A 25,439-nucleotide genomic window follows, 5' to 3' on the forward strand; every position below is an offset into this window, starting at 1 on the left:
TCGGTTGAGCGTGACAGGTCTGGTGGTGCATGACGGCTGGCCGGTCGGAGGAGAGGCAGAAGCCGGGACAACCACTGCAATGTTCGGGTGACCGACGAACGTGAGAAGCGCTGGGCGATGCCCCTGCCGTTCCGGATGCTGGGGTGGGTCGCGGGAGCACTGTCGATGGTGAACCTGGTGCGCGACCTTGACTGGGTATCGCTGAGGGGCAGTGTGGACCAGTGGGTCGATGCGTACGGCCGGTTTGTGGCCGCCGGCGCTGACCTGCTGTTCGGGTGGATCAAAGTTGGCTGGCTCCACGTGTCCCACATGGAGGCACACGGCCTGGTGATTGTCGGACTGTTGCTGTCCACTTTCATCAAGGCGGGAGTCACCGAGACCAACGCCCGGGGTCAGGCAGCCACCTTCGGGGAGGATGTGGTCAAGCCTCTCGGCGCGTTGGGCGTCCCCGCCGTTGCTGCCGCGCTCGTACTGCCTGGCAGTTGGGGCTTCTGGGTTCCCGTCGTGGGCATGACGTCGTTCTGTACCCTCGCCTTCTTCATGGGCGCGGAGATGGGCCGAACCTTCAAGGTCGCGGTGCTGACCAACCTCGCCGGCACGCTGGGCATCGCCGCGCTCGTCGTCCTGCTCGGCTCGGCGCTCCGGTAGGTCGTCCCGGGCCGTTGACTTGTCGCAACTATTGTCTCACCATGTTGGGACAAGGCTTGAGACATCGGGAGGCCGTCATGCCGGATGGAGCGGACCTCAAGGTGGCCAGCGCGTGGTTGGCCATGCACGGTCTGGCCGACGCCGAGCCGACGTCGTTGCTGGCGACGCGGCTGGCGGTCCGGCGACGGGCGCGGCTGGCCGCCTCCATCCTGCTGGCCGTGTTCATCTGCGCGGTCGCCCTCATCTACGCCAGCGATCGGCCTGAAGGCGGCGCGGTCGACCGGTCCGGCCCGCGCTGGTCGCTGGTGGCCCTGACGGTGACGGTGGTCGGGTTGGTGCTGGCCCTGGCGCTGCTTGACGGGTGGGTGCGGCGGGTCGACCGGCGGGCCGGGGCGGCGTTGCCGCGACGGGCGGCCCACCCGGTCCGGCTCGGCTGGCGCGACGTGCTCGGCTGGCCGCGCGTCGCGCTCGTGGCCGGCACGTTCGCGGGCACGGTGGCGCTGGCGATCGGAGCCATCACCAGGCCGGACGCCACCGCGCGATACGCGGCGGTCGTCCTGCTCATCGGGCTGGGCGGGGTCGCGGTCGGCATGGTGGTGCAGTTGCGCCACGTGCTCACGCACCCGGCCGTGGCGGACGACGAGGTCTCGCTGACCGCCGACGTCATCATGCGGATCGAGGACGCCCGCGAGGTTGCCGTGCCGACCGTGGTGTGGTTGCTGCCGGTCGTGTCGGTCATCGAGTCCGCGCCCGGTTGGTGGACGGCCGCCTGGCTCACCTTCGTCGTCCTCGGCGTCGCCGGGCTCGCCCTGGTCACCGTGTGGACCGTGCGGACCGGCCAGGTGGCGCGCCTCGTCGCGGGCGCCCGGGGAACCGAATGATCGTTATCGACCCGGCGTCACCCGTGCCGCCGTTCGAGCAGCTCCGTGCGCAGCTCGCCCGGCAGATCCAGGACCGCACGCTGGCGGTGGGCACCCGGCTGCCGACCATCCGCCGGCTGGCCGCGGACCTGGGTCTGGCCGTCAACACGGTCGGCCGCGCCTACCGGGAGCTGGAGGAGGCGGGGCTGATCGAGACGCGCGGGGCCGGCGGCTCGTTCGTGGCCGCGGCGGGCGAGCAGGGACGCGAACGGGCACGCGCCGCCGCGGCCGAGTACGCCGCCGTCGTCGCCAGCATCGGCATCGACACCGACGAGGCCGTCCGCATCGTCCGGGCGGCGCTCACCAGGGGTCGGTGACCCCTACCGGCGGCTGTCGTAGAGGCAGCCGGCGGACCGGCCGAGCGCCTTGAGGCCGGCGCGGTCACCCTTGCCGAACACGGCGGGCTTGCGGGTCAGCGTGGGGTACATGATCTCCCACGTGTCCTTCTGCTTCGGGTGGTCCAGGCCGACGGTGTGGCCGATCTCGTGCATGAGGAGCTGGCCGCGGGTGCCCTGCCAGCCGTACCGCGGCCCGGAGCCGAAGCCGCCGGAGAGCTTCATGCCGGCGTTGAGGACGGCGTACCCCTCGACGATGCGCGGGGCCTTGGCGCCCCTGCTCGTGTAGGCGCCGACGCTGGAGCCGCCGCCGATGCCGGCCAGGCCCGTGTCCCTCGCCTTGATCATGGAGCTGTCCCGGCCGGGGCGGGCCCAGGCGATGACCAGCTGCGTGCCCTTCGGGTAGCGGTCGTTGCGGCCGCCGGGCATGACCCTGGTGGTGCCCTGGTAGGAGAACCTCAGGCCCGTGGCGGCCGCGATGCGGGCGATGGCCGCCTTCGTATCGCTGATCGCGCCGGAGGACGCGTATGTCGGGTTGACCCGGTAGCCGATCGTGGCGCACGGGTTCCAGCGCGCCCTGCCCGGAAAGAGGAACCGGTACGCCCGCGCGTCACCCTTGAGGGTGTTCGTCACCGCGGACGTGGTGGCGGTCGCCGAGGCGGCGCGCTCCGTGGGCCCGGCGTCGGCGTTCGAGGTCGACGGGAGACCGGACGCGGCCGGCGTGGCGGTGGCGGGCAGGCCGGCCAGCGACGCGGTGACGGCGGTGGCGAGCGTGAGCGACAGGGCGATGCCCCCGAGGCGACGGCGCGTGAGAGAAGGTCGCATGCACTTCCTCGGTCTCGGTCTTCTCCGTGCGCGTATCTGATCGGCGGGACGTGACCGGAACTTGAGGAAGACCGTGGCGACGAAGCGGCACGCGCCGGGGGACATACTGGCGGCGTGGAATGGACCAGGACGTTCGGTGCCGAGCGGTACGACGCGGCGCTCGCCGGCTGGCGCTGGCTGGGGCTCGACGGGCTCACCGCGCAGTTCACGTCGTACTTCGGGGATGTTTTCCTGTCCTCGGCGGACGGCTGGTGGTTCCTCGACACGATCGAGGGCAACCTGAAGCTGACCTGGCCCACCCGGGAGGCCCTGGAGGTCGACCTGGCGACGGAGGAGGGGCAGAACCGGTACCTGCTGGCGCCGCTCGCCGAGGCGGCCCAGCGACGCGGGCTGACCCTCGGGCCGGACCAGGTCTTCGACTTCATGCCGCCGCCGGTCCTGGGCGGGTCCTTCGATGTGGCGAACATCACTGTCGAGGACTTCGTCATCTCGATCAACATCGCCGGCCAGCTGCACCAGCAGCTGCGCGACCGGCCGCCCGGCACGCCCATCGGCCAGATCACGATCGAGGGGCCGTGACGGAGGCCCGACGGGCCGGGCCGGACGACGCAGCCGAGCTGACCCGGCTGCGGGTGGTCATGTGGGCGGCCATGGACGGCATCGCCCCCGAGATCGGCCCGTGGCACGCGGCGACCGTCGACCGGTTCCGCGAGACGCTCGCCGACCCGGACGGCACCTGGGCCGCCTTCGTGATCGACAACCCCGACCAGCGGCCGGGGCTGGTGTCCTGCGCGGTGGGGACGATCGAGCGACGCCTGCCGAACCCGAACAACCTCACCGGCGACTTCGGCCACATCTTCAACGTGGCCACCGACCCGTCCTACCGGCGGCGCGGCTACTCCCGCGCGTGCCTGATCGCGCTGCTCACCTGGTATTCCGAGCGCGGCGTGCCCCGGGTGGAGCTCAACGCGTCCAAGGACGGCGAGCCGCTCTACCAGCAGCTGGGCTTCGCCCGCACCGGCATCCCCGCGATGCGCTGCTGGGTGCCGCCCCGGCCGGGGGCGGCACCCAGCACCTCAGTGACAGTGTGACGTCCGGGCACGGCTGTCGACGCAGTGGTCGGCCGTGCTCTCCGGGACGTCCAGGGTCGGGTTGCGGTCGAAGAAGCCCGCCGGCTTCAGCGTGAAACCGCACGTGTCGACGGGCATGACCGGCCAGTCCTCCGGGCGCGGGTAGTGGGTGAGCCCGAACGTGTGCCACAGCACCACGTCGCGCCCGTCGAGGTCGCGGTCGGCGGCCACGTAGGACGGCAGCCCGGCCCCGCCGGCGTGCTGGTTGACGAGGTCACCGGCGGCATAGCGCTCTGCCGGGTCGTACCGCGTGATCCAGAGCGCGCGGGTCGCGAACGCCGCACGGCGGGAGATCGAGGCGCTGTCGTCGGCGGCGAGCAGCGGCGACTGCGTCGGATAGAGCGTGTACGCGGTCGGGTCGCCGAGGCGGTTCGCCCGCTCCGCGCTCGAGATCTGCCACACGCGCCCGACGGAGGCGTCCGCGACCCGCGCCCCGTCAGACTCCCGCCCGATCCGGCTGATCGACCGGCTGAACGCGTTCCCGTAGGGATTCGACGGCGACACCGGCACCCGGACCAGGTCCACCTCGTCGACCGCGTTGGCCAGCCCGTCGACCATCATGTCCAGCCGCGCGCTGAACAGGTGCTGGTGGAAGGGCGCGCCGAGGCCGGGCGCGAGCTGCGTCGCGTACGGCGACCCGGGGATGTAGGACGACGTGAACACCACGCCGGTGGCCTTCACCTCGAGCTGGATGGTGCCGTCGAGGTAGAGGTACCAGTAGAAGCCGTAGTCGTAGTTGCCGACCGTCACGAAGAACGAGATGACGAGGCGCCGTTGGCGGCGGGTCTCGCGGGCCTCGGTGAAGATGTCGGTGTGCTTCCACAGCACGCCGAAGTCCTCCTCGTGCATGCAGATCGCGCTCGGGATCCCCCGCGGGTTGCCCTCGCCGTCGGCGAGCACCGCGTCGAAGTAGTGGATCTCGCCGAGGCAGTCGCAGCCGAGCCGCAGCTCGTTGGCCTGCTGGCCCAGCAGGTACTCCCCGGCGTCGAAGTAGTTCTGCCAGAACCGCACCGGGCTCGGGTCGGCGTAGGGCACGACCATCTCGGCGACCGACGCCCGGTAGATGACCGGCCGGTCGTTGATGGAGATCTGGTGCAGCGTGAGGCCCTCGCGGGCGTCGAACCCGATCCGGAACCGCCAGCCCTCCCAGGTGACCTCGTCGCCGTGGACGGCGAAGCTGGGGCCCTCGGGCTGGGTGATGCTGATCGGCTTCAAGGTCTGCCGTAGCGGCCCTGGTTGGTCGAAGTTGCCCTCCTCGGCCGGGATGGGCAGGTCGGCGTGGTCGATGAGCTGGACGACCCGCTTCTCGATGAGGTCCACGTAGGCCACGAGGCCGTCGATCGGGTGCGCCCAGCAGTGGTCGTCGGGCCGGTTCGCCACGAACGACAGCGCGCGCAGCAGCCGCCGGCCCGTCTCGCCCTTGATGCCGAACTCGCCGGCCGACAGTGGGCACGGCCGGACCAGGTCGAGGTCGGTGATGCCGCGCCGCTCGACCGCCGCGCGCCAGCCGGGGTCGGCCTTGACGATCTCGTCGACGGCCATGAACTCCTCGAGCATGATGGGCGGCTGCCCGTCGCGGGCCGGGTCCAGCGCGGTGTCCCGGTCGATCGTCGCGCGGGTCAGCGACGCGACGACGTCGCGCGACGCTCCCGTGCGGACGTCGAGGAGGATCGCGCGGACCCGCCGGTCGACCGGATCGCCCGGCTTGTGGGCGAGCACGACGTCCTTCGCCGGCTCCTCCAGCGCGAGGTAGGGAAAGCGGATGTCGGGCCCGGCGAGCCCGTGTTCGGTCAGCAGCGTGCGCGCGGCGACGATCTCGTCGGCGGTGAGGCGGTCCAGGGGGTGTGGGGAAGGCATGCGGGGATTCTCCTAGCCCGCGCCCGCCTGTCCACAGAAGATCAGGGGTGTCTGATCACGCAGCCCGTGCACACCTTCGGCTCCGGCAGGGTGAAGGCGAGGCAGCAGGTGCGCCGCTTCACGCACAGGCCGGCGCCGGTGGGCGCGGGCTCCAACTGTACGAGGTCGTCCACGTCGAACAGGTCGAGCAGCTCGTGCGCGGCGTCCAGGGTGGACCCGGGGATGGCGTCCGCGGCCCGCGACAGGCCGTGGGCCACCCCCGAGGCGAGAGAACCCCAGAGGGTACGGGGGCCGAGGTGCACCCGGTCGCGGAGGCGGTCGAGCAGCGGGGCGAGGTGCGCGTCGATGAGCGAGGCGCGCAGCACGCCGCGCAGCGCCTCCTCGTCCGGCACGACGACGACCTCGTCGGTCGGCGTGACGGCGAGCGGGTCGGACGCGAGGATCGCGACCCGCACCTGGGCCAGGCCGGCGGTGAGGAACGGCTGCCGGGGCGACCAGCGGGCGGCCACCGCGTCGGGCGTCATGAGGGGCACCCGCCGGGCCACCGCGTAGCTGAGCACGGCCGGCAGCGAGACCCAGTAGCTGTAGCACTTCCAGGCGAGCGCGGCGGCGGCGTGCGGGCTGGCGTGCCAGCGGTTGGCGGCCGAGTCGAGCAGGCCGGGCAGGGCGTCGCCGGAGACGATGCGGCTGGCGCTGATCCACCCGAGGTGGACCGACCGCACCCGCACGCCGGGGGCGAGGCCGGCGGTGGTGGGCCCGGTCATCCGCGCGAGGGTGTCGAGCAGCGGGGCGAGCGGATCTGCGGTCCGGCTCAGGACGGCGGTCACGCTCACTCCCTTCCCCCTTTTCGGCGGGCACCAACGGGGGTGCCCCGCGGCCAGACGCAACACACTAGCGCGTTTAGGCAAGCCTAACCAGACTAGCTGCCCGTCGGGGGAAGTTCCGGCCCTGTCAAGCATTTTGTCAGAAAAGTGTCGGTCGGCCGGCGGGCATCCTGACCCGAGAAACACTTAATACGGTGCCGAGTACCGTTCCCCCTGACCCGGCGAGGTGACCGGCTATGACGGAACCGCCCGTCGATCGGGCCGCGACCGCCTTCGCCGACGCCCTTGCCCACCTGCGGGAGGAGCGGGGCCTCAGCAAGAAGCAGCTGGCCGCGGAGATGGGCTTCGACCCGTCCTACGTCAGCCATGTCGAGGCGAAGCGCCACCGTCCCACCGAGGACTTCGCGCGCCGCGCCGACACCGTGCTGCGCGCCTCCGGCACGATCTGGCAGCTCTTCCGGGAGTACGACGACGCCCGGTCCGCCTCCGGCGGCCGGCACACCGGCGGCGGGCGCCGCCTCGGCCCGCCCGAGCAGCGACAGAACCTGCAGGCCGGCCTCATCGTCGAGCGGGAGCTGGCCGAGCTGAGCTTCTCCGGCGGGCGCTACCACTGCCTGGTGCGCCGGGCGCTCTACAACGCCGGCACCGAGCCCGTCACCCGCTACCTGGTGCGCGTCGCCGTCGACCGCTACCCCGGCGAGCCCGAGCGGTCCAACCGCTACTACCGCACCCACCCGCTGACCTGGACGGAGCTGGAGCTCACCGCGCGCAGCGCCGGCGAGTCCATGATGATCCGGCCCACCCACGACCGGGACTCCTTCAAGGAGGTCTGGTTGCTGTTTGAGAACGCCGACTCGCGCTTCCCGCTCTACCCCGGCCAGCGCACCACCATCGAGTACGAGTACTCGTGCGGCGAGGACAAGTGGGGCACCTGGTTCCAGCGGGCCATCCGGCTGCCCACCGAGCGGCTGACCGTCCGGCTCGACTTCCCCGCCGCGCTCGACCCCGTCGTGTGGGGGGTGGAAAGCTCGTTCACGGCCGACGCCGCCCCGCTGCGGACGCCCATCGCGAGCCGGGCCGAGGGCGACCGGGTGACCTTCGACTGGGCCACCGACAACCCGCCCCTCAACGCCCGGTACCGGCTGGAATGGCGGTTCCGGGGCGTCGCCGGCCTGCCCAGCGACCGGATGCGCGCCGCCGGGGTGGTGCAGCGCGGCGCCCCGATCCTCAACACGCCCGCCCGCCGGTTCGACCTGCCCGCCGACCGGGCTCTGGCCGAGGACGTGGTGGAGCGCCTGCAGGAGACCCTGGGCCGGGTCATGGGCCTGCACGACTTCAAGAAGGGCGCCGGCATCGCGGCCCCGCAGGTCGGCATCGGTTGGTCAGCCGCCATCGTGCGGCCCACCGACCCGTCCCTCGGCGGCGAGATCGTGCTGATCAACCCGAGCATCGTCGCGTCCTCCACCGAGCACGACGAGCAGTACGAGGGCTGTCTGTCGTTCTTCGACGTGCGCGGGCGGGTGCCCCGGCCGACCGTCATCGACGTCCGGCACCAGCTGCCCGACGGGACGCCGGTGGTGACCCGGTTCGACCGGGCGCTGGCCCGGCTCGTGGCGCACGAGATCGATCACCTGGAGGGCGTGCTCTACCCCGACCGGATGATCTCCGGCGTGCCCGTGGTGCCGGTGTCGGAATACGAGGCGGCCGGTCTGCCCTGGCGGTACTGAGCCGGCGCTAGGCTCGCGGCGTGGTCGATCAGGTGCGGTCCCCGCTGTCGGATGTCGTGCTCAGGCGCGAGGTCCTGCTGCTGCTCGGCGTGAGCCTCGGGCAGTCGGCGCTGTACTCCATCGTGAGTTTCGTCGGGAAGCTCACCGCCCCGGCCCCGCTGTCGACGCAGACGACGACGCTCAACCCGTCGCAGGCCCCCGGCCGGCCGTGGCTGGACCTCAGCTACCAGCTGCTCGGGGTCCTGTTCAACGTCGTGCCGGCGCTGCTGGCGATCCACCTGCTGCGCCGCGACCACGCCGATGTCCCGTCCTCGCTCGGCCTGGACCGGCGCCGCCCGGCGTTCGACCTGCTCACCGGCGTAGGAATCACGGCGGCGATCGGCATCCCGGGGATCGGGCTCTACGTGCTCGCCAAGGAGCTGGGCATCAACACGGCCGTCGCGGCGGCCAACCTGCCCGACATCTGGTGGGCCGTGCCCGTGCTGATCCTGGCCGCGATCGGCAACGCGGTGATCGAGGAGGTCGTGGTCGTCGGCTACCTGCTGACCCGGCTCGGCGACCTGCGCTGGGGGCGGTGGCCGGCGATCGTGGCGAGCGCGCTGCTGCGCGGGTCCTACCACCTCTACCAGGGGGTGGGCGGGTTCGTCGGCAACATCGTCATGGGGCTCGCGTTCGGCTGGTTCTTCACCCGTACGCGGCGGTTGTGGCCGTTGATCGTGGCCCACACGCTGCTGGACGTGATCGCTTATCTCGGTTACACGTACCTGGCCGACAAGGTCGGCTTCCTGAAGTGAGGTCCGGGGCGGGCGGCGTCGTGCCGCCCGCCCCGGCTCGCGTTACGGCGTGAAGGTGATGTTCAGGGTCTTCGTGCCGGTGACGGGGATCGCGACCGTGTGGGAGTCACTGAGGTAGTCCGAGTCGTTGTAGTACTCGGTGCCCCAGACGCCGTTGGCCGATCCATCGATCTTGAGCTTGACGAGCTGCGGCCCGAAGACCGGCACCGTGTAGGTGCCGTCCGGCGCGGTGTCGCCCGAGCCCATCTCGTCGCCGGTCACCGCGTTGATCACGGTGATCCGCGCGGAGGCCGGCTGGCCGTCCGACGCGACGACCTTGCCGGTGAGCGTGGTCCCCTTACGCAGCTTCACGTTGTACTGCGTGGTGGTGTTGACCTTGACCTTGACGCCGTCGGCGAGCAGCCGGTTCGGGACGTTGCCGGACCACTGGGCCGCGTACTGCCGGTGCCGGAAGAACAGCGTCCAGTCGTACGGGCCGAGGTCGGTCAGCGTGTAGCGACCCTGCGCGTCCGTCGCGACCAGGGCGCCCGGGGCGCCGCCGCCACCGCCGTGCCCGTCGTTGTAGCTCGACAGGGCCGCGATGGCGTTGGCGATCGGTGCGCCCGTGGCCTTGTCGGTGATGATGCCGCTCACCGAGCCGGCCCTGTCCAGCTTGATCGCGGGAACGGTGGTGGTCTTCCCGCTGGTCAGCGTCACCTTCTTCGCCTTGGCCTGGGCGCCGACGCCGCCGGTCGGGCCGACCCACTGCCGGCCGTGGACGCCGTCGGTGATCCAGACGAACAGGTTGTAGTCGTCCGGCGTGATCCCGTTCTGGGTCACGACGCCCTGGTCGTTGGCGCAGACCTTCCGGCTCGCGCCGAGGTAGGACGGCCGGTCGGTCTCGACCAGTTCGACGCACGCGCCCGGCACGGGCGCGCCGGACTTGGCGTCGGTGACCGTGGTGCTGAACGTGGCGCCCTTGCGCAGCTTCGCGGCCACCGTGGTCTGCTGGCCGCTGAGCACCACCACGCGCTTAGTCTGGGTCATGATGTAGTCGGAGTCCTCCTCCTCGACGTACGTCGCGACCGTGTACTCGCCGGCGCTGAGGCCGTCGAGGTTCACCGTGCCGGTCGTGGTGCACCCGTAGGAGGTCACCCCGTTGTCGGCGTACGCGCAGAACGTCGAGATCGGCGCACCGGTCGCCGCGTCGGCGGCCGTGATCGCCATCGAGCCCGGCGGTAGCAGCGCGTCGTCCACGACGGCCGTGTCACCCGCCGCCACCGTGACCGTGTCGGCGGCCTGGGCGGTCGTCTTGCCGTACGCCCACTGGTTGGCCGTGTCGGTCATGAACCGCACCTTGTAGCTGCCCGGCACGACGGTCGCCGACCACTCGCCGTTCCAGTCCAGGTACGCGTTGAAGAACTCGCCACCGCCGCTGATCTCGACGGTGCCGCTGGTGACCGGGTAGCCGTAGGAGTCGGTCAGCTGTCCACGGATCGTCGCGGTCGGCAGCATCGCCTCGTCGAGGACGTTGTCACCCTCCGCGAACGTGAACACCGTCGCGTCGGCCTTGGTGCGCGCCTGGTGAGCCCACTGGATCAGGCCGTTCTCCAGGACAAAACTCACCTTGTACCGGCCGGGCCGCAGTCGCGCGGAGTAGCGGCCGTCGGAGTCCGTGAACGCGTACGTGACATCGTCGGTGACCGCGTCGTGGAGGTACACCTGGGCGAACGGCACGGGCTGCCCGTTGCCGGTGAGCTGCCCGGTCACGGTCGCGAACGGCAGCACCTCGTCATCGACCGTCACCGTGGCCCCGACACCGACGGTGATCACGTCAGCGTCCTCCACCCGGGACTTGCCGTGCGCGAACTGCGTCGGACCCTCGTACCCGAAGGGCCGGAAGGACACCGTGTAGTTCCCCGCCGGCAGGAACGGGAAGCTGTACGAGCCGTCCGTGTCGGTGTTCGCCTGGGCCATGACCTGGCCGTCCGTGCTCGTGGCGACCACGTACGCGCCACCCACCGCAGTGCCGTCCGTCCTGGTCAGGTGGCCGGTGATCTGGCCGTGCGGCGCGAGCTCCTCGTCGAGGATGGTGGCCTGACCGTCGACGACCTCGATGATGTCGGCCGACTCGAAGGTCAACTTCTGGTGGCTCCACTGCTGCACGCCGCCGGGCAGCGAGAACGACACCTTGTAGGTGCCCGCCCACACGTACGGCAGCGCGAACGAGCCGTCCGCACCCGTGGTCACGTAGTCGATCCAGTCGTAGTACTCGTTCCAGATCGTGACGCCCACCTCGGCCACCGGCTGCCCGCCGTCGGTGAGCCGGCCGGCGATGCCGGTGCCGCCCACCGACGGCGGCCGGAGCGTGTCGCTGACGGTGACGGTCTTCCCGGCCGTCACGCTGAAGGCGTCCGCCGCGTAGTCCAGGTACTTGCCGTACGCCCACTGGGTGATCCCGTTGGCCTGGAACCGGACCTGGTACACGCCGACCGGCACGGTGACGCTGTACTTGCCGTACTCGTTCGTGGTGGCGGGGTAGCTCACGTTCGTGCTGGTGTTGATGGCGGTGACGGCGGCGCCGACCACGACCGCGCCGGTCTCGTCCGTCAGCATGCCGGAGATCGTGCCGGTCGTCGGGGTGCTGCCGATGATCGTCTCTTCGATCGAGGCGACCCCGCCCGCCGGGACGTACACCGACTCGGCGTTGGTGCGCTTGGTCTGCTGGTGGTACCACTGGTAGCTCGTCGTCCTGCCGTCGTTCGACTTGAACTCCAGCTGCACCGGACCGGCGAACATGGGCATGCTGAACGAGCCGTCGGCGAGGTTCACCGTGGCGCTGCTGACGATGTTGCTGCCGTTGACCGCGTACGCCCGCACGTCGACGCGCTTGGCCGTGCCCGGCGTCACCGTGCCGGCGAGGGTGCCGATGGGCAGCTGCGTCTCGTTGACCGTCGCCGTCTGCCCGACCTCGAACGACAGCTCGTCGCCCTGGCTCTGGCTGGTCCTCCCCGGCACGTACTGGACGAGTCCGGTGGTGTTGTCCTGCACGCGCACGCGGTACGTGCCCGGCACCACATAGGGGATCCGGTAGGCGCCCGCCGCGTCGGTCGTGACCGTGGGATAGGTCTCGGTGTAGAACGTCGGGTCCAGCATGATGGTCGCGTTCTGCAGGGCGGTCCCGCCGGCCGTCTGGACAAGGCCGGTCACGGTCGCGTGCGGCAGGACCGTCGTCTCGACCGGCGTCTGCTCGCCGGCCACCACGGAAATCGGCTGGGCGCCTACGTCGTACCGGGCGGACTGTGGGTAGTACTGCCGGACGCCGCCGGGCAGTTCGTAACGGACCAGGTAGTTGCCGGGCGGCACGTCCGCGAACGAGAACGCGCCGGTGGAGTCGGTCACGGCGTTGGCGATGTCAGCCGTGTTGTCCGGCAACTGCAGGACGACGGGGACATCGGAGAGGGCGGTGGTGCCGTCGAGAAGGTGGCCGGCGACGGTGCCGGTCGTGTCCTCCGCGTACGCGGGCAGCGCGTTGGCGGTAAGCGAGCCGGTGACGACGACCGCGAGTGACGCGGCCACCGCCAACCGGCGCAGGGAGAGGGCAGGCATCGGTGGGTTGCCTCCGGGCTAAGGGGAATGTTGGAAGAGAACAGCCGGGGCGGGCGGCTCGGCCGCCCGCCCCGGCTGTGCGTTACGGGGTGAAGGTGAGGTTCACGGTCTTGCTGCCCTGCAACGGGACCAGGACCGTGGTGGCGTCGCTCAGGGTGTCCGCGTTCTGGTGGAACTCGGTGCCCCAGACGCCGCCGACCGTGCCCCCGATCCTGATTTTGATCAGCTGCGGGCCGAAGACGGGCACCGTGTAGGTGCCGTCCGGCGCGGTGTCACCCGAGCCCATCTCGTCGCCGGTCACCGCGTTGATCACGGTGACGCGCGCGACGTCGACCGGCTGGCCGTCCGACCCGAGGACCTTGCCGGTGAGGGCGGTGCCCTTGCGCAGCTTCACGTCGTACCGCGTGGTGGTGTTGACCTTGACCTTGACGCCGTCGGCCAGCAGGCGGTTGGGCACGTCGCCCGACCACTGCGCCGCGTACCCGCGGTGCCGGAAGAACAGCGTCCAGTCGTACGGGCCGAGGTCGGTCAGCGTGTAGCGACCCTGCGCGTCCGTGGCGACCAGGGCGCCCGGGGCGCCGCCGCCCCCACCGTGCCCGTCGTTGTAGCTCGACAGGGCCGCGATGGCGTTGGCGATCGGTGCGCCCGTGGCCTTGTCGGTGATGATGCCGCTCACCGAACCGGCCTTGTCCAGCTTGATCGCGGCGACCGTGGTGGTCTGTCCGCTGGACAGGGTCACCGTCTTCGCCGTCGCTTGGGCGCCCACGCCGCCGTTCGGGCCGACCCACTGCCGGCCGTGCACGCCGTCGGTCACCCACACGAACAGCTTGTACGCGTTCGGGGTGATCCTGTTCTGGGTCACGACGCCCTGGTCGTCGGCGCAGACCTTGCGGCTCGCGCCGAGCCAGCTCGGCCGGCCGACCTCGACCAGCTCGACGCATGCGCCCGGTACCGGGGCGCCGGTCGCGGCGTCCTTGACGATGGTGCTGATGGTGGCGCCCTTGCGCAGCTTGGCGGCCACCACGGTCTCCTGGCCGGTGGTCACCACCACGCCGCGCGTCTCGGTCATGAGGTAGTCGGAGGTCTCCTCCTCGACGTAAGTCGCGACCGTGTACTCGCCGCCGCTGAGTCCGGTCAGCGTGACCGTGCCGGTCGTCGTGCACGCGTCGGTGGTGATGCCGTTGTCGGCGTACGCGCAGAACGTCGAGATCGCCGCGCCGGTCGCCGCGTCCGTCGCCGTGACCTTCAGCGAGCCCGGCGCGAGCAGCTGGTCGTCCACGACGACCGTGGCGCCCGCCGCCACGGTGACCGCGTCGGCGGCCTGGGCGGTCGTCTTGCCGTACGCCCACTGGTTCGCCGTGTCCGTGATGAACCGGACCTTGTAGGTGCCCGGCACGACCGTCGCCGACCACTCGCCGTTCTCGCCCAGGTAGGCGTTGAAGAACTCGGTGCCGTCGCTGATCTCCACGTTGCCGCTGGTCACCGGCTCGCCGTTGTGGTCGAGCAGGCGCCCGCGGATCGACGCGGTCGGCAGCAGTTCCTCGTTGACGACGTTCTCGCCGGTGCCGAACGTGAACACTGTCGCGGCGGCCTCGTCGCGGGCCTGGTGCGCCCACTGGCTCAGGCCGTTCGTCAGAACAAAATTCACCTTGTACCGGCCGGGGTGCACCTGGGCACTCCAGTTGCCGCCGCCGTCCGTGTACGCGTAGGTGATGTCCCCGTGGGTCGCCTCGTAGATGTACACCTGCGTGTACGGGACGGGCTGACCCTGGTCGGTGAGCTGCCCGGTCACGGTGGCGAACCGCATGACCTCCTCGTCCACGGTGACCGTGGCGCCGGCGTCGACGGCGATCACGTCGGCATCCTCGGCCCGCGACTTCTGGTGCGCGAACTGTGTCAGCCCGCCCCACCCGAACGGCATAAAGGCGATCTTGTAGCCGCCGGTCGGCAGCCACGCGAACGTGTACCGGCCGTACGCGTCGGTGTCCGCGTAGGCGATGATCCGGCCGTCGGTGCTGGTGGCGGTCACGGGCGCCCAGACGACCGCGTTACCGTCCGCGCTCGTCAGGCGGCCGGTGATCTGGCCGTGCGGGGCGGCCTCCTCGTTGAGGGTGGTGGCCGCGCCGTCGTTGACGGTGATGATGTCCGCCGACTCGAAGTCCCACTTCTGGCTCGACCACTGGTCGAGGTAGCCCGGCAGCGTGAACTTCACCTTGTACGTGCCCGACGACAGGTCGGGGAACGCGAACGCGCCGAGACCGTTGGTGACTGTGGAGCCGACCCAGTCCTGGTTCTCGGTGTAGACGGAAACCTGGACGCTGCCGACGCCGGCCCCGTTGTCGGTCAGCTTGCCGGTGAGGCCCGAGGTCGGCGGGGGCGGCCCGCTGGGCAGCCACACGTCGTTGACGGTGATGGCCTGGTTGACGCCGACGGAGAACGAGTTGGCCTGGTCGGCCGAGTACTTGCCGGTCGCCCACTGGACGGCGCCCTGCGCCTCGAACCGCACCTTGTAACTGCCGGTCGGCAGACGGAACCCGTACTTGCCGTTCTCATTCGTGGTGGTACTGAGCGTGCGGCTCCCGGACGTGGCGTACACATTGGCGCCCGCCACGGGGTTCCCGTCCGGGTCACGCAGGAAGCCGGTGAGGTTGCCCCAGTCGACCACGTTGTCCGCGATCGACAGGGCGCCACCCGGGCTGAGATCGAGAATCTCGGCCGTCGCCTGGTAGGGCTGCTGCTGGTACCACTGCGACGTCGTGGTCTTGCCGGCCGGCACCGCGAACATGAGCTGCACCGGGCCGGCGAACGTCTCCAGGGAGAACGTGCCGTCCGCCTTGATCGCGACCGAGGTCAGGGCCGTTCCGCTGCCCGGCCGGAAGGCGTACACGGTGCCCTTCGCGACGCCGCTGAACCGGGCCACCGAGCCGGTGACCGTGCCGGTCGCCAACCGTGTGTCGTTCACCACAGTCGGCGGGCCGGCCGCGACGGCGACCGTGCTGGCCTCGTCGCGGTTGGCGGCGCCGGGCACATACTGCTTCAGGTCACTGCCCGGCACCGTGAACGTCACCAGGTAGGCGCTCGGCCAGACGTACGAGAGGGAGTATTCGCCGTTCGCGTCGGTCGTCGCGGTGAGCGGCGGGGCCCCGCTCTCGTCGTCCGCGGTGACCGTCGCGCCCACCAGCGGCTCGCCGCTCGCGGCCAGCAGACGGCCGGTCACCGATCCGTACGGCGCCAGCGTCTCCTCGACCGTCGCCTCCGCGCCGGCGGTCACGGAGACAACCTGGCCCTCCCGCGCCGAACGGGAGTGGTGGAAGAACTGCCGCGCGCCGCCGGGCAGGTCGAAGCGCACGGCATAGTCGCCGGGCGCGACATCGGCGAACGAGAACGCGCCCGAAGCGTCGGTGGTCGCGGTCGCGACCTCGGCGGATCCGTCGGTCATCTGCAGGACGACCGGGATGTCGGTCACGGGGTCGGTGCCGTTGAGGAAGTGACCGGCGACCGTGCCGGTCGTGTCGTCCGCGTACGCGGGCAGCGCCGGCGCGGCCGCGGCGACCGCCACGGCCAGCGACGCGGTGACCGCGAAGCGGGCAAGGGAAAGGGCAGGCATCGTAGGGTGCCTCCGGAGACAAGGGGTGTGGCTGGGAAAGTTGAGACGCTTTCAGAAGTGATCAGCCGGCGATGATGTTAGGCGACCGGTGTGACATGCGTTGCCCCGTCTGCGGGTCTGGGGTGTATGTCCCGTTCACGGGCCCTTTCGGGGCGACCGGCATAGTGCTTTGGCACCCGCCCCACCGGCCCTGTATCCTCAACCGGCGGTGGTCCTCGCGCAGGGCCGCCGATGGAGGCTTCGCCTAGTACGGTCTATGGCGCCGCACTGCTAATGCGGTTGGGGTCTTAAAGCCCCTCCCGGGTTCGAATCCCGGAGCCTCCGCGCTGAACCCGGTATGTACACTGGGCCAGGCACCTGCGCCCGTAGCTCAACGGATAGAGCATCTGACTACGGATCAGAAGGTTAGGGGTTCGAGTCCCTTCGGGCGCGCAGTACAGATCAGGGCTTGACCAGTGGAAACGCGGGTCAGGCCCTGATCTGTTTCCGGGCTCGTGGATCTCCGGGTGCTCCGTTGGTGCTCGTCCGACGCGGATGGGTCCTGCCTTGCCGTGTCCCGTGAGCGTTGGTTGGTACGAGTCTCGGGTTATCCACTGCCTGTGGATAGAACATGTGTACGACGGGAGTCCGGTCCTGTCTTAGCTGGGCCTTGGTTTGCCACCCGGCCGCCATACCCACAGGGCTGGATAGCCGCCCGAACGTAACCCGATCTGCGCACTCCGACCTGAGTGGAACCGTGACCCACGGTCTGGAGGCCGGTGAACGGGCTGGCCCTCGGCAACCTGGCACCCCTGCTATGGGCCATCGGCCACGAGGACGATCCCATCTTCCACCGTGGTGACTGTTGAGAGGGCATTTGATGACAGCGTTTCAGTGTATTTCCGACTCGTGAGGTGGGTTGTTTGTCTGCCTCACCCGATACGGGACGATTAGATCATATAATACTGTCTATGATCGTGTCTGGATTGGCGCGGATATCTACCCTGGATTCCGTCTGACGTAGACATCGTCCGGAAACTCCGCTTCCACCGTCTGCGACGCCCGCTGTTGCGTCCATAGTAGAGCTTCGGCATGACGATTCGCCGCGCTTACCCCAGCGACATCTCCGACGTCCGGTGGGCGCTGATTGAGCCGACACTTCGCTCCTGGCAACAGGCACGCATCGACCGGCGCCCGACCGGCGAACCCGCCCGCACGGACGTCCGGGAAATCTTCAACGCGATCCTGTACGTGAACCGGACCGGCATCGCGTGGAAGTACCTACCCCACGACTTCCCGCCACACTCCACTGTGTACTACTACTATGCGGCCTGGCGCGACGAGGGCGTCTTCGCCCAGCTCAACTACGACCTCACCGGCCTGGCCCGGGTCAAGGCCACATGAGCCGCCGAACCGACCGCGGCCGTCATCGACACGCAGAGCGTGAAGACCTCCACCAACCCACCAACAACCACCCAGGGCACCGACGCCGCCAAGAAGATCGTCGGCCGCAAGCGCGGCATCGCGACCGACGCCCTCGGCCTCCTCCTCGCTGTGATCGTCATCGCCGCCTCCACCCCCGAGAACACCGCCGGAGTCCAGGTCCTGGACCGGGCCACGGCGCTGCACCCCACGATTACCAAGACCTGGGTGGACGCCGGGTTCAAGAACAAGTTCGTCGAGCACGCCGCCACCCTGGGCGTCGACGCCGAGGTCGTCCCGAGAAAAGCCGAGGCCAAGGGCTTCCATGTGGTCAAACGACGATGGGTGGTGGAGAGGACGCTGGGCTGGCTGATGCTGCACCGCAGGCTCGTTCGCGACTACGAGACACTGCCCACCAGCTCCGAAGCGATGATTCACATTGCGATGATCGACAACGTCAGCAAACGGATAACCGGCGAAGCCACCCCAACCTGGCGAGACACCTACTAGCACAAAAGGTGTAAATCAAACGCCCTCTCAGATGATGGCGAGCAGTACCGCCTGGCCGTTTGCCGCCGCAGTCCGGTAGAAACCGGCGCAGTTCGGCAAAGTGCGGCATCAGGTAGCCGTCCAGTTGGTCGGCTCCGGCGACCCAGTCCGGGTAGATGTCGGCGGTCATCATCGCGTCCGGATCAAACGTGGCGCGCAATGTCTCAGCGTCCAACGCCTCGAGCGCTGCGGCGATCGTCTTTACCGTCTCGACGTCAACCAGCCGCGGTGGACCGTAGCCGCCGTCTTCTCCGATCTCATCGCCGCCGAGGATCGCCGCGCCGGCCCAATCTCTGATCTCCCACGCGGTCCCAGTGAGCAGGTAATGCATGCCGTGCCAGGACTTGTCCAGGTCCAGATCGGGTTGGGGCATCTCACTGTCGTAGTCGTCGAGGTCGCCGTGGAGCAGGGGTGCGACAGTGGTCGGGTCATCGAGCACCGTTTCAGTTCGTCGGCCGACAGGCGACGTCCAATAAACGCCATGCCCATGATCGTCTTCCTTTCCTGTGATCCATTCCTCGCGGGGTCGGCGGCGGCGGATCAACGCCTCCCGGGGTGTCGGCCTCGCGCCATTTCACTGCTACGCAAACGCGTCCAGCTCGCCAGCTGACCAACGATCGACCGCGCAACCGTAGGCTCGGCAAATGCGGTACCTCACTCGACAGTTCGCCCTGGGAGCTTTGCGCCGCGGGAAAGGCATCGAACAGTTCCTCGGCGGCACCGAGGTCAATGGCGAGCGAGCTGTCCGGTGGGTGGCGATCAGTCCCATGAACGGGCAATACCGCATCTCGCTCCACACCGTGCAGGACCTCGATGACGACCGGGCCGGCGACCTGTCCGAGTTCCTGTCGCTCGACCCCGCCGACGAGGTATACGTCGGGGAGGGCCGCGAACTGGGCACCAGCGTTGATGAGGAAGAAGCGATCCTGCTCGCCGAAAGATTCGCCAGCGCCGCTCCCGACCACTGGGTCAACTACGCAGTGGCCGGCGAGGACTATATGGACTACATCCGGAACCGCCGAGACACCGCTCAAGGGGCATAGCGACACCCGCAAGATCAATCACGGTTTTCGCGCCAGAACCGAGGTCCGGCACCGGATGTCTGAGGTTCGGCACCAGCGAATTCTCGCCGATCTCGATATTCGCCAGTTTGGACGCCACCCCCCAGTGAGACGGGAACGCCTGCCGTCAGCAAGCGCAGCGATCACGCGTGGTGACGGGTGTCGGAGGTAGGACGTGCCCATGCGACGAATTTGCACAAGCGGTCGATTTACGCAGAGGGGTCAGCTTGAGGGCGACGCACGTTGGCGACGGGTCGAGTGTCGATGCATCGGTTGACGATACATATCATCTGACGTACGGTCTGCTGTCATGCAGGCATCGACGTTTCTGATCCTCGCGGCGTTGGCGAGGCAACCGCGCCATGGTTACGCGTGACCGCTAAACGCGACGGCCTCATCCTGTACGGCACCGTGAACGACTTCCTCGTCAACGAGTCCGGCGACGCCTGGGGCGGCGGCATCTACGGCCAACTGGTCGCCGAGCGAAGCGCCGCCTACCTGCCGCTGACCGTCGCGGGCGGGCTGCTCGGCGCACTGGCCGGATGGTTACTGACCGCCGCGCTCGCCTACCGGATCCGCTCCCTGCATTCAGGCTGGGGCCGACTGGCCGCGACATTCGCCGGCCTGGCCCTGACTGTCTCCGCACCTGCGACATGGGCCATCACCGTCAACGCCGTCATGCTCGGCCAGCACCTCACCTACACCGGGCCGGTCTACACCCTTCACGCGGCACTACGGCCCGCATCACACCTCGACGGTGTGCCGGCCTGGCTCACCCCCGGATGCACGATCGCGGCAGCGGCTACAGCCGCGATCGCCGTAGGCATACTCATCCTGGGCACCGGCCGGAAGAAACCAGGCGCCACCCTCCTGCCAAGCTGACCCGAAACGCTGACGCTGCCGAAGTTTGAGACCTCGGCCGCCAAGCCCACCACAACCTCAGTTGCCGCCGCCCTGCGTCTCGTGTAGGTCGCGGCCAGGCTCCTCGTTGTCCCCGAAACAGGTGAAGACCCCGGTCTGCTCATCGAGAACGTCGGGCCAGTCGGGGGTCGCGACCTGACGAGACCAGGACGGCTAGCCGGACCTCGCGCTTGCGCGGAGAACCCACGAACCGGAAGCCACCTTGGTTGCCGACGGGCAACAGGCGGGCGATGGGGTCGTCGCCCGAGTTTCCCGCGCGACCGCCGAGGTACGACCGGTCCACGGTGAGGTCGGCAACGACCAACTGGTCGAAGGGCACACCCGACCGCGCGTCTGTGTTCACCAGCCCAACCTACGAGATCGGTCCGACCTCCCGACGGATCCGAACGTTAGGGGTTCCAGTCCCTTCGGGCGCGCAGTACGGAAATGGCCTCCCACCGTGGTGGGAGGCCATTTCGCTTCCTGGTATCGGATCATCAGAATGGCTTCTGCTCACGTGGATTGCTCACGAGGCCCTCGGCTGACGGCACCACCATAAGTGTTGCTATGCCGGTTCTGATCTACGTCCGCAGTGGAGTAGCGATCGGAGGCTCCGCGCGGCCTGGGCCTATTGCGCACGAGATCGTTAGCGGACAACGCCGGGATCGGCCACCTTCGCGAATGTGATGTCCAGCGTGCCTACATGACTGTGGCGGGCTCGGTGTCACACCGAGCCCGCCACAGCGGGTCTACCCGATCCTGATGGCCGCCGCGGACGCCTACCCGGTTCGGTTTGCGTCGCTCGGGGCCGTCAGGGACAGCCTCGGGCTTGCCTGTGTCATGCCGCTAGCGCTGCAGCGTCAGGACCCCCGGCCGGTAGGGCAGCAGACCGTAGTCGCCACCCGAGCTCGGGGAACGGCCCTGGTAGAGCAGCTGCAGGTTGCACGCGTCGACCGTCTTGGTCTGGTCGGGGTTGTCGCGGACCAGGTCACCGTGACTGATGTCGTTGGTCCAGGTGGCACCGCTGTTGGCCTTGCCCGCGAACGGGTTGCCCTCCGACGTGGCCTGCGCCGTCCACGAACCGCTCAGGCTCGACGACGTGTACGAACGGAAGTAACGCCCGTTCGACCCGATCGACTCGACCAGCATCAGGTACTGGTTCTGGTTCTTGACCTTGTAGACCTCGACGCCTTCGAACAGGTTGTTGGTCGTGTCGGTCATGATCGTCGTGTACGAGGAACCGAAGTTGCCCGGGAAGTTCCCGATCGGCATGCTCGCCCGGTAGATCCGGCCGTTGTCACCGGCGAAGAANGAGTTGGAGATGCTGCCCGTGAACAGCGCCTGCGCCGAGGACCAGCCGTTGATGTTGGTCGGGTCACTCGACGTGCGGTAGGAGAACGCGCCGTTGCCACCCCACTGGTAGGTGAGCACCCAGATGTTCTTTGGCGCGAAGTAGAACAACGTCGGCGCCACAGCCGTGAACGGCAACGTGTTCTGGGTCGCCGAAGCCATGTCCGACCAGTTCGTGAACGGGGCGAAGCTCATCCCGCCCCACGACGTACCGAAGTCGTGCGACGTCCCGTACACCAGATTCCTGCCGTTGTGCTTCACCACCGTGAAGTCCTTCAACGACACCCAGCCCGACTTCGGGTTGGCCAACGAGCCCGTCGACGACCACCGGTAGGTCGACGGCAGCGCGCAGGTCTGCTGCGAGCCGGTCGTCGGTGCCGCGGTGGTCGGCGCCGCGGTCGTCGCCGGTGCCGATGTGGTGCCGCCGCTCCCATAGTGCCTGAACTGCTGGTTGCTCTGTCCGTTGCAGGCGTACATCTGCACCTGCGCCCCGTTGGACGTGCTCCAGACGTCCAGGCACTTGCCCGTCTGAACGCTGGTGATGGTGCCGTTGGAGTTGAGGTTCCACTGCTGGTTGGTCTGCCCGTTGCAGCTGTAGATCTGGACAGCCGCACCGTCGCCGGTGCCCGCCGCGTCCAGACATGTGTTGCTGAAGATCCTCAGCTGCTTGCTGGACGTGTAGGTCCAGGCCTGGTTCGACTGGTTGTTGCAGTCGTAGAGCTGCACCCTGGTGCCGTTGGTCGTCGTCGAGTTGGGCACGTCAATACAACGACCCGACTGGGACCCCTGGATCCGGCCGGTGCCGCCGGTGCCGCCGGTCGACGCGGCACCGCTGGTGGGTGCGGCACCGCTGGTGGGTGCGGCGCTGGTCGGCGTCGACGACACGGCGTTGAGGGCGTTGAGGACCGAGGTGTACGCGGCCTTCTTGTTGCCGTTGCCGTCGAAGAGCAGCGGGCTGGTGCTGCTGCCCAGCCAGGAGTCGCTGTCGCGCACGCCCCACACGGTGATGCCGACGCACTTCGGGACGGCGAGGCAGTCGTTGACGACGTTGGCGTAGGTGGTGGCTGAGCCGCCCTGGATGTCGAGCTCGGTGATCGCCACTTCCACGCCCAGCGCCGCGAAGCTCGACAGCGTGGTGCGGTAGCTGCTGTCGTACGGCGAGTTCGCGTTGAAGTGCGACTGGAAACCGACGCAGTCGATCGGCACGCCGCGGGACTTGAAGTCGCGGACCATGTTGTAGACGCCCTGCGTCTTGGCCCAGGACCAGATGTCGGTGTTGTAGTCGTTGTAGCAGAGTTTCGCGGCCGGGTCGGCGGCGCGCGCGGTACGGAACGCGACCTCGATCCAGTCGTTGCCGGTGCTCTGCAGGTTCGACGAGCGCCGTCCACCGCTGTTGCCGTCGGCGTAGGCCTCGTTCACCACGTCCCAGTAGGGGATCTTGCCTTTGTAGTGGCCCATCACCCCGTTGATGTGGTTGATCATCGCATTGCGCAGACTCGAGCCGGACATGTTCTGCATCCAGGTCGGCTGTTGTGAGTGCCAGGCGAGGGTGTGGCCGCGTACCTTCTTGCCGTTCTGGGTGGCCCAGTTGTAGATCGCGTCGCCGGCGGCGAAGTTGAACTGGTTCTGGTTGGGCTCGGTCGCGTTGATCTTCATCTCGTTCTCGGCCGTGATCATGTCGAACTCACGGTTCGCGATCGTGGTGTAGGCCGAGTCGCCGAGCTTGCCCTGAGCGATCGCCGTGCCGAAGTAGCGGCCGGACTGGCCCGCTGCGGCAGCGAGTGTGCTGGCTGCCGCACTGGCCTGGGGAATGACCAGCGCCACGGCGCCCGTCACGGCAAGGGCCGCCGCGCCAGCGATCGCGATGGTCTTGAATCTGGGTTTTGGTGGACGGATCGAGGGGGACATCCCGCTCCTTGTGAACGCTAACATTGGTGGACATGGCTGTTGGCAGGCAGATGCCCGCCAGGAGCGCCCGGCAGCCGCCAGTGACGGGGTGGCCGTCACGGCACGACGTGGCCGGAAAGGCCATTCCGGCCGTCGAGCTGCGAGTGCGCTTGCTGAGCTGTTGGGCTGGGGGACGTGGGGTGTAGTGGCGCTTAACGATGCCAGGGTGGTCCGAAACTTGCAACCAGAACTCTCCGAAAGTTTTGGGAACGTCTATCGGAGGTGCCGCTCAGGTCAGGCTGGCGTTCCGCTGCCGACCCGGAGCCGACAAATCGGTACGCCACGTCTCCGCATCGCCTTCAACAGCTGTTTTTCCGAGGCCCGAGATAGAGCAGTGAGCAACCAAAACGTATTCACGTTCCTTGCTCCCGGCAGTTCCGCTTGTCGATGTTTCGGTGCTAACTGGCCAAGCCTCACTGGTAAGCGCGATCCGCGCTGGAGTGCTTGCCGAACGGTCGATCAGACGTTGCGAAAGGTTTCAGACACCAGTTGATCTAAGTCGGACACGCGTCCACAGAAATGGGTTCAAAAGACGATCAACTTTGAGCTCGGGGTCAGTCGAGTAATGGATTCGTCCACGATGAGCGCGGGCGGGACCTGACCAGGAAATCCAGGCACTGCAGCTGTGTTGTTCGGTTCATTCGTCGGTATGTTCGGCCCCGCACGCCGCCGACAAGTGATGCACCGGGGCTTTCGCATCGGGCGCGGTGGCCGAAACTTTCGATTCCCTGATCCGGCCCCCTGTGGGATTGACCTCCATGCACTCCGGGGGCCCAACATTAGGTGACGTGATGTACAAGTTTAGTTGCCTGTTCATCCCCTACTTCGGTCCCTGACATTAGCTTGGGTCGCAAGCGAGAGGTTTACGAAAGTCGTTGACAGTACGACCTCGCCTGGACCGCGGGATGCCGCATATCCGATCCGATGCGGGATCGTGTCATTCGGGGCGGCGTAGCGGTAGCTGTGAAGTCAGCGTGGGAGGTCCGCACTGGCCCGGACGATGACGACACCGGCCGTGGCGGTGGTCGGCAGCGTTACGGCAGAAGTGCGACGGCGCCCGGGTGTCGGCGGGCTGGTCGGTCGAGGCTGACTGCTCCGCGATTCGCTGTCTCGCCGTCGCCGCCGAGCAGACCCACCGGTTTGTACGCGACGCGTCGCGTGAGCCGGTTCACGTGCGTCGCCGCCACACCAGCCATCCGACGACGGCCCCGGCGACCACGAACCCGACCAGCGCCCACGGCACGGGCCGGCGTACCACCGCCGCGGGTGACCCGCTGAACTGGTCCGCGGCCGCGCGACCGGCCTGCTTGACCTCGTCGACAGCGGTCGACACCGCGTCCTTCGTCTCGTCGACGGCCGTGGTCAGTGCTTCTTTCGCCTGATCCTTCGCGGCTGCGGCGCTCTTACGCGCACGGGCTTTGAGGTTGGTCCTGGCGGCGAGCTGTTCCACCGTGTCGGCGAGCTCGGCGCGATGCTGCGCGATGTCCGCCCGCAACTCGGCTGGTTCCGGAGCCTCCGTCATGACGTCCTGCCTTCATGTATGGCGGTTTTGACCGCATCGATGTCAGCGGCCACGCCGGCGGCCGCCTCCTCGGGGACCGGGGGCGTCACCCGGCGGAGCTGAGCCCGGCCGACCAGCGCGGCAACGCCCGCCGCGGCGAGAACGGCCACCATGACAACGAGGACGGCCAGCCACGTCGGCCAGATCAGCGCGAGCAGCACCACCGCCAGGACGAGCAGCAGGCCCAGTCCGTACCCGGCCAGCAGCCCTGCGATGCCGAACAGGCCACCGCCCAACCCCGCGCCTGCCTTTCTCGACCAGCTCCGCGCGAGCCAACGCCAACTCTTTGCCCACCAGCGTCGACACCTGCTGGGCTGCCCGCTCGATCAGCTCAGCCGTCGAGGCGGGCTCGGTTTCATCAGGACCCGACCGAATGGTCATGTCCCGCCGCCCTTCGTTGGTCCGATTTACGCCT

At 68.7% G+C, this 25,439-nt stretch carries 18 protein-coding genes, 2 tRNA genes and 3 pseudogenes; 12 read left to right on the plus strand and 11 right to left on the minus strand.

Features of this window, described 5'->3' with window-relative positions; translation table 11 throughout:
* The first annotated feature begins 87 nt into the window (after positions 1–87).
* The 3 genes from ABD211_RS02890 to ABD211_RS02900 all read left to right on the plus strand — a co-directional run bounded on the left by ABD211_RS02890 (position 88) and on the right by ABD211_RS02900 (position 1,885).
* Entirely contained in the window at positions 88–648 is a 561-nt protein-coding gene (locus tag ABD211_RS02890; RefSeq protein WP_344125878.1) for a hypothetical protein, read from the plus strand.
* A 77-nt stretch (positions 649–725) separates the two neighbouring features.
* Complete coding sequence (locus ABD211_RS02895; RefSeq protein WP_344125881.1) at positions 726–1,529, plus strand: hypothetical protein; 804 nt, start codon at positions 726–728, stop codon at positions 1,527–1,529.
* Positions 1,526–1,885, plus strand: coding sequence for a GntR family transcriptional regulator (locus ABD211_RS02900; protein WP_344125884.1), 360 nt, complete (start codon positions 1,526–1,528; stop codon positions 1,883–1,885). Before ABD211_RS02895 ends, ABD211_RS02900 begins: the two co-directional genes overlap by 4 nt.
* A gap of 3 nt (positions 1,886–1,888) precedes the next feature.
* Here ABD211_RS02900 and ABD211_RS02905 read toward each other — a convergent pair whose 3' ends face one another.
* Positions 1,889–2,728 (minus strand): zinc metalloprotease, encoded by an 840-nt coding sequence (locus ABD211_RS02905; RefSeq protein WP_344125886.1) that lies wholly within the window; start codon positions 2,726–2,728, stop codon positions 1,889–1,891.
* A gap of 114 nt (positions 2,729–2,842) precedes the next feature.
* Between ABD211_RS02905 and ABD211_RS02910 the strand changes: the two genes are divergently transcribed.
* Positions 2,843–3,307, plus strand: coding sequence for a T6SS immunity protein Tdi1 domain-containing protein (locus tag ABD211_RS02910; RefSeq protein WP_344125888.1), 465 nt, complete (start codon positions 2,843–2,845; stop codon positions 3,305–3,307).
* Positions 3,304–3,819: a GNAT family N-acetyltransferase gene (locus tag ABD211_RS02915; RefSeq protein WP_344125890.1), complete on the plus strand. Its 516-nt coding sequence runs from the start codon at positions 3,304–3,306 to the stop codon at positions 3,817–3,819. Before ABD211_RS02910 ends, ABD211_RS02915 begins: the two co-directional genes overlap by 4 nt.
* On the opposite strand, the gene ABD211_RS02920 is transcribed toward ABD211_RS02915, so the two are convergent.
* The gene (locus ABD211_RS02920; protein ID WP_344125892.1) at positions 3,805–5,715 is read right to left on the minus strand and encodes a primary-amine oxidase; all 1,911 of its coding nucleotides are present in this window, start codon (positions 5,713–5,715) and stop codon (positions 3,805–3,807) included. The two genes, ABD211_RS02915 and ABD211_RS02920, sit on opposite strands and share 15 nt — an antisense overlap.
* A 41-nt stretch (positions 5,716–5,756) precedes the next feature.
* Positions 5,757–6,542, minus strand: coding sequence for a (2Fe-2S)-binding protein (locus tag ABD211_RS02925; RefSeq protein WP_344125894.1), 786 nt, complete (start codon positions 6,540–6,542; stop codon positions 5,757–5,759).
* A gap of 233 nt (positions 6,543–6,775) precedes the next feature.
* On the opposite strand from ABD211_RS02925, the gene ABD211_RS02930 reads away from it, so the two are divergent.
* Positions 6,776–8,266, plus strand: a complete 1,491-nt coding sequence (locus ABD211_RS02930) for a peptide deformylase (RefSeq protein WP_344125896.1) — start codon at positions 6,776–6,778, stop codon at positions 8,264–8,266.
* A 20-nt stretch (positions 8,267–8,286) separates the two neighbouring features.
* Positions 8,287–9,060, plus strand: a complete 774-nt coding sequence (locus ABD211_RS02935; protein ID WP_344125898.1) for a CPBP family intramembrane glutamic endopeptidase — start codon at positions 8,287–8,289, stop codon at positions 9,058–9,060.
* A 42-nt stretch (positions 9,061–9,102) separates the two neighbouring features.
* Here the strand turns inward: ABD211_RS02935 and ABD211_RS02940 are convergent, their stop codons facing one another.
* Together ABD211_RS02940 and ABD211_RS02945 are read right to left on the minus strand one after the other, a co-directional pair.
* Positions 9,103–12,648, minus strand: a complete 3,546-nt coding sequence (locus tag ABD211_RS02940) for a carboxypeptidase regulatory-like domain-containing protein (protein WP_344125900.1) — start codon at positions 12,646–12,648, stop codon at positions 9,103–9,105.
* A gap of 82 nt (positions 12,649–12,730) precedes the next feature.
* A complete protein-coding gene (locus ABD211_RS02945) occupies positions 12,731–16,255 on the minus strand; it encodes a carboxypeptidase regulatory-like domain-containing protein (protein ID WP_344125902.1) in 3,525 nt (1,174 codons plus the stop codon).
* A gap of 233 nt (positions 16,256–16,488) precedes the next feature.
* On the opposite strand from ABD211_RS02945, the gene ABD211_RS02950 reads away from it, so the two are divergent.
* The 3 genes and pseudogenes from ABD211_RS02950 (at position 16,489) to ABD211_RS02960 (ending at position 18,166) form a co-directional block, all read left to right on the plus strand.
* A tRNA-Ser gene (locus ABD211_RS02950) sits at positions 16,489–16,579 on the plus strand.
* A gap of 35 nt (positions 16,580–16,614) precedes the next feature.
* Positions 16,615–16,687, plus strand: a tRNA-Arg gene (locus ABD211_RS02955).
* Between the two features lie 639 nt (positions 16,688–17,326).
* Positions 17,327–18,166: pseudogene (locus tag ABD211_RS02960) on the plus strand (IS5 family transposase).
* Here the strand turns inward: ABD211_RS02960 and ABD211_RS02965 are convergent.
* Positions 18,114–18,644, minus strand: a complete 531-nt coding sequence (locus ABD211_RS02965) for a YfbM family protein (protein WP_344125904.1) — start codon at positions 18,642–18,644, stop codon at positions 18,114–18,116. The pseudogene ABD211_RS02960 and the gene ABD211_RS02965 overlap by 53 nt on opposite strands.
* Positions 18,645–18,849: 205 nt before the next feature.
* Here ABD211_RS02965 and ABD211_RS02970 point away from each other — a divergent pair, with 205 nt between their 5' ends.
* Entirely contained in the window at positions 18,850–19,248 is a 399-nt protein-coding gene (locus tag ABD211_RS02970; protein ID WP_344125907.1) for a hypothetical protein, read from the plus strand.
* A 390-nt stretch (positions 19,249–19,638) separates the two neighbouring features.
* Positions 19,639–20,148, plus strand: coding sequence for a hypothetical protein (locus tag ABD211_RS02975; RefSeq protein ID WP_344125910.1), 510 nt, complete (start codon positions 19,639–19,641; stop codon positions 20,146–20,148).
* Positions 20,149–20,205: 57 nt separating this feature from the next.
* On the opposite strand, the pseudogene ABD211_RS33835 reads toward ABD211_RS02975, so the two are convergent.
* The 5 genes and pseudogenes from ABD211_RS33835 to ABD211_RS02995 all read right to left on the minus strand — a co-directional run.
* A pseudogene (locus ABD211_RS33835) lies at positions 20,206–20,262 on the minus strand (hypothetical protein); the annotation flags it as partial.
* Between the two features lie 25 nt (positions 20,263–20,287).
* Positions 20,288–20,530 carry a hypothetical protein gene (locus tag ABD211_RS02980; RefSeq protein WP_344125912.1) on the minus strand — a complete coding sequence of 81 codons (243 nt, stop codon included), beginning with the start codon at positions 20,528–20,530 and terminating at the stop codon, positions 20,288–20,290.
* 482 nt (positions 20,531–21,012) lie between these two features.
* Positions 21,013–23,448 carry a non-reducing end alpha-L-arabinofuranosidase family hydrolase gene (locus tag ABD211_RS02985; RefSeq protein ID WP_425560325.1) on the minus strand — a complete coding sequence of 812 codons (2,436 nt, stop codon included), beginning with the start codon at positions 23,446–23,448 and terminating at the stop codon, positions 21,013–21,015.
* A gap of 1,183 nt (positions 23,449–24,631) precedes the next feature.
* Positions 24,632–24,985, minus strand: a complete 354-nt coding sequence (locus ABD211_RS02990; protein WP_344125916.1) for a DUF3618 domain-containing protein — start codon at positions 24,983–24,985, stop codon at positions 24,632–24,634.
* Positions 24,982–25,405 (minus strand): annotated as a pseudogene (locus tag ABD211_RS02995) (phage holin family protein). The gene ABD211_RS02990 and the pseudogene ABD211_RS02995 overlap by 4 nt, the downstream one beginning before the upstream one ends.
* Positions 25,406–25,439 lie beyond the last annotated feature (34 nt).

The organism is Luedemannella flava (assembly GCF_039528515.1).
GTDB classification, from domain to species: domain Bacteria; phylum Actinomycetota; class Actinomycetes; order Mycobacteriales; family Micromonosporaceae; genus Luedemannella; species Luedemannella flava.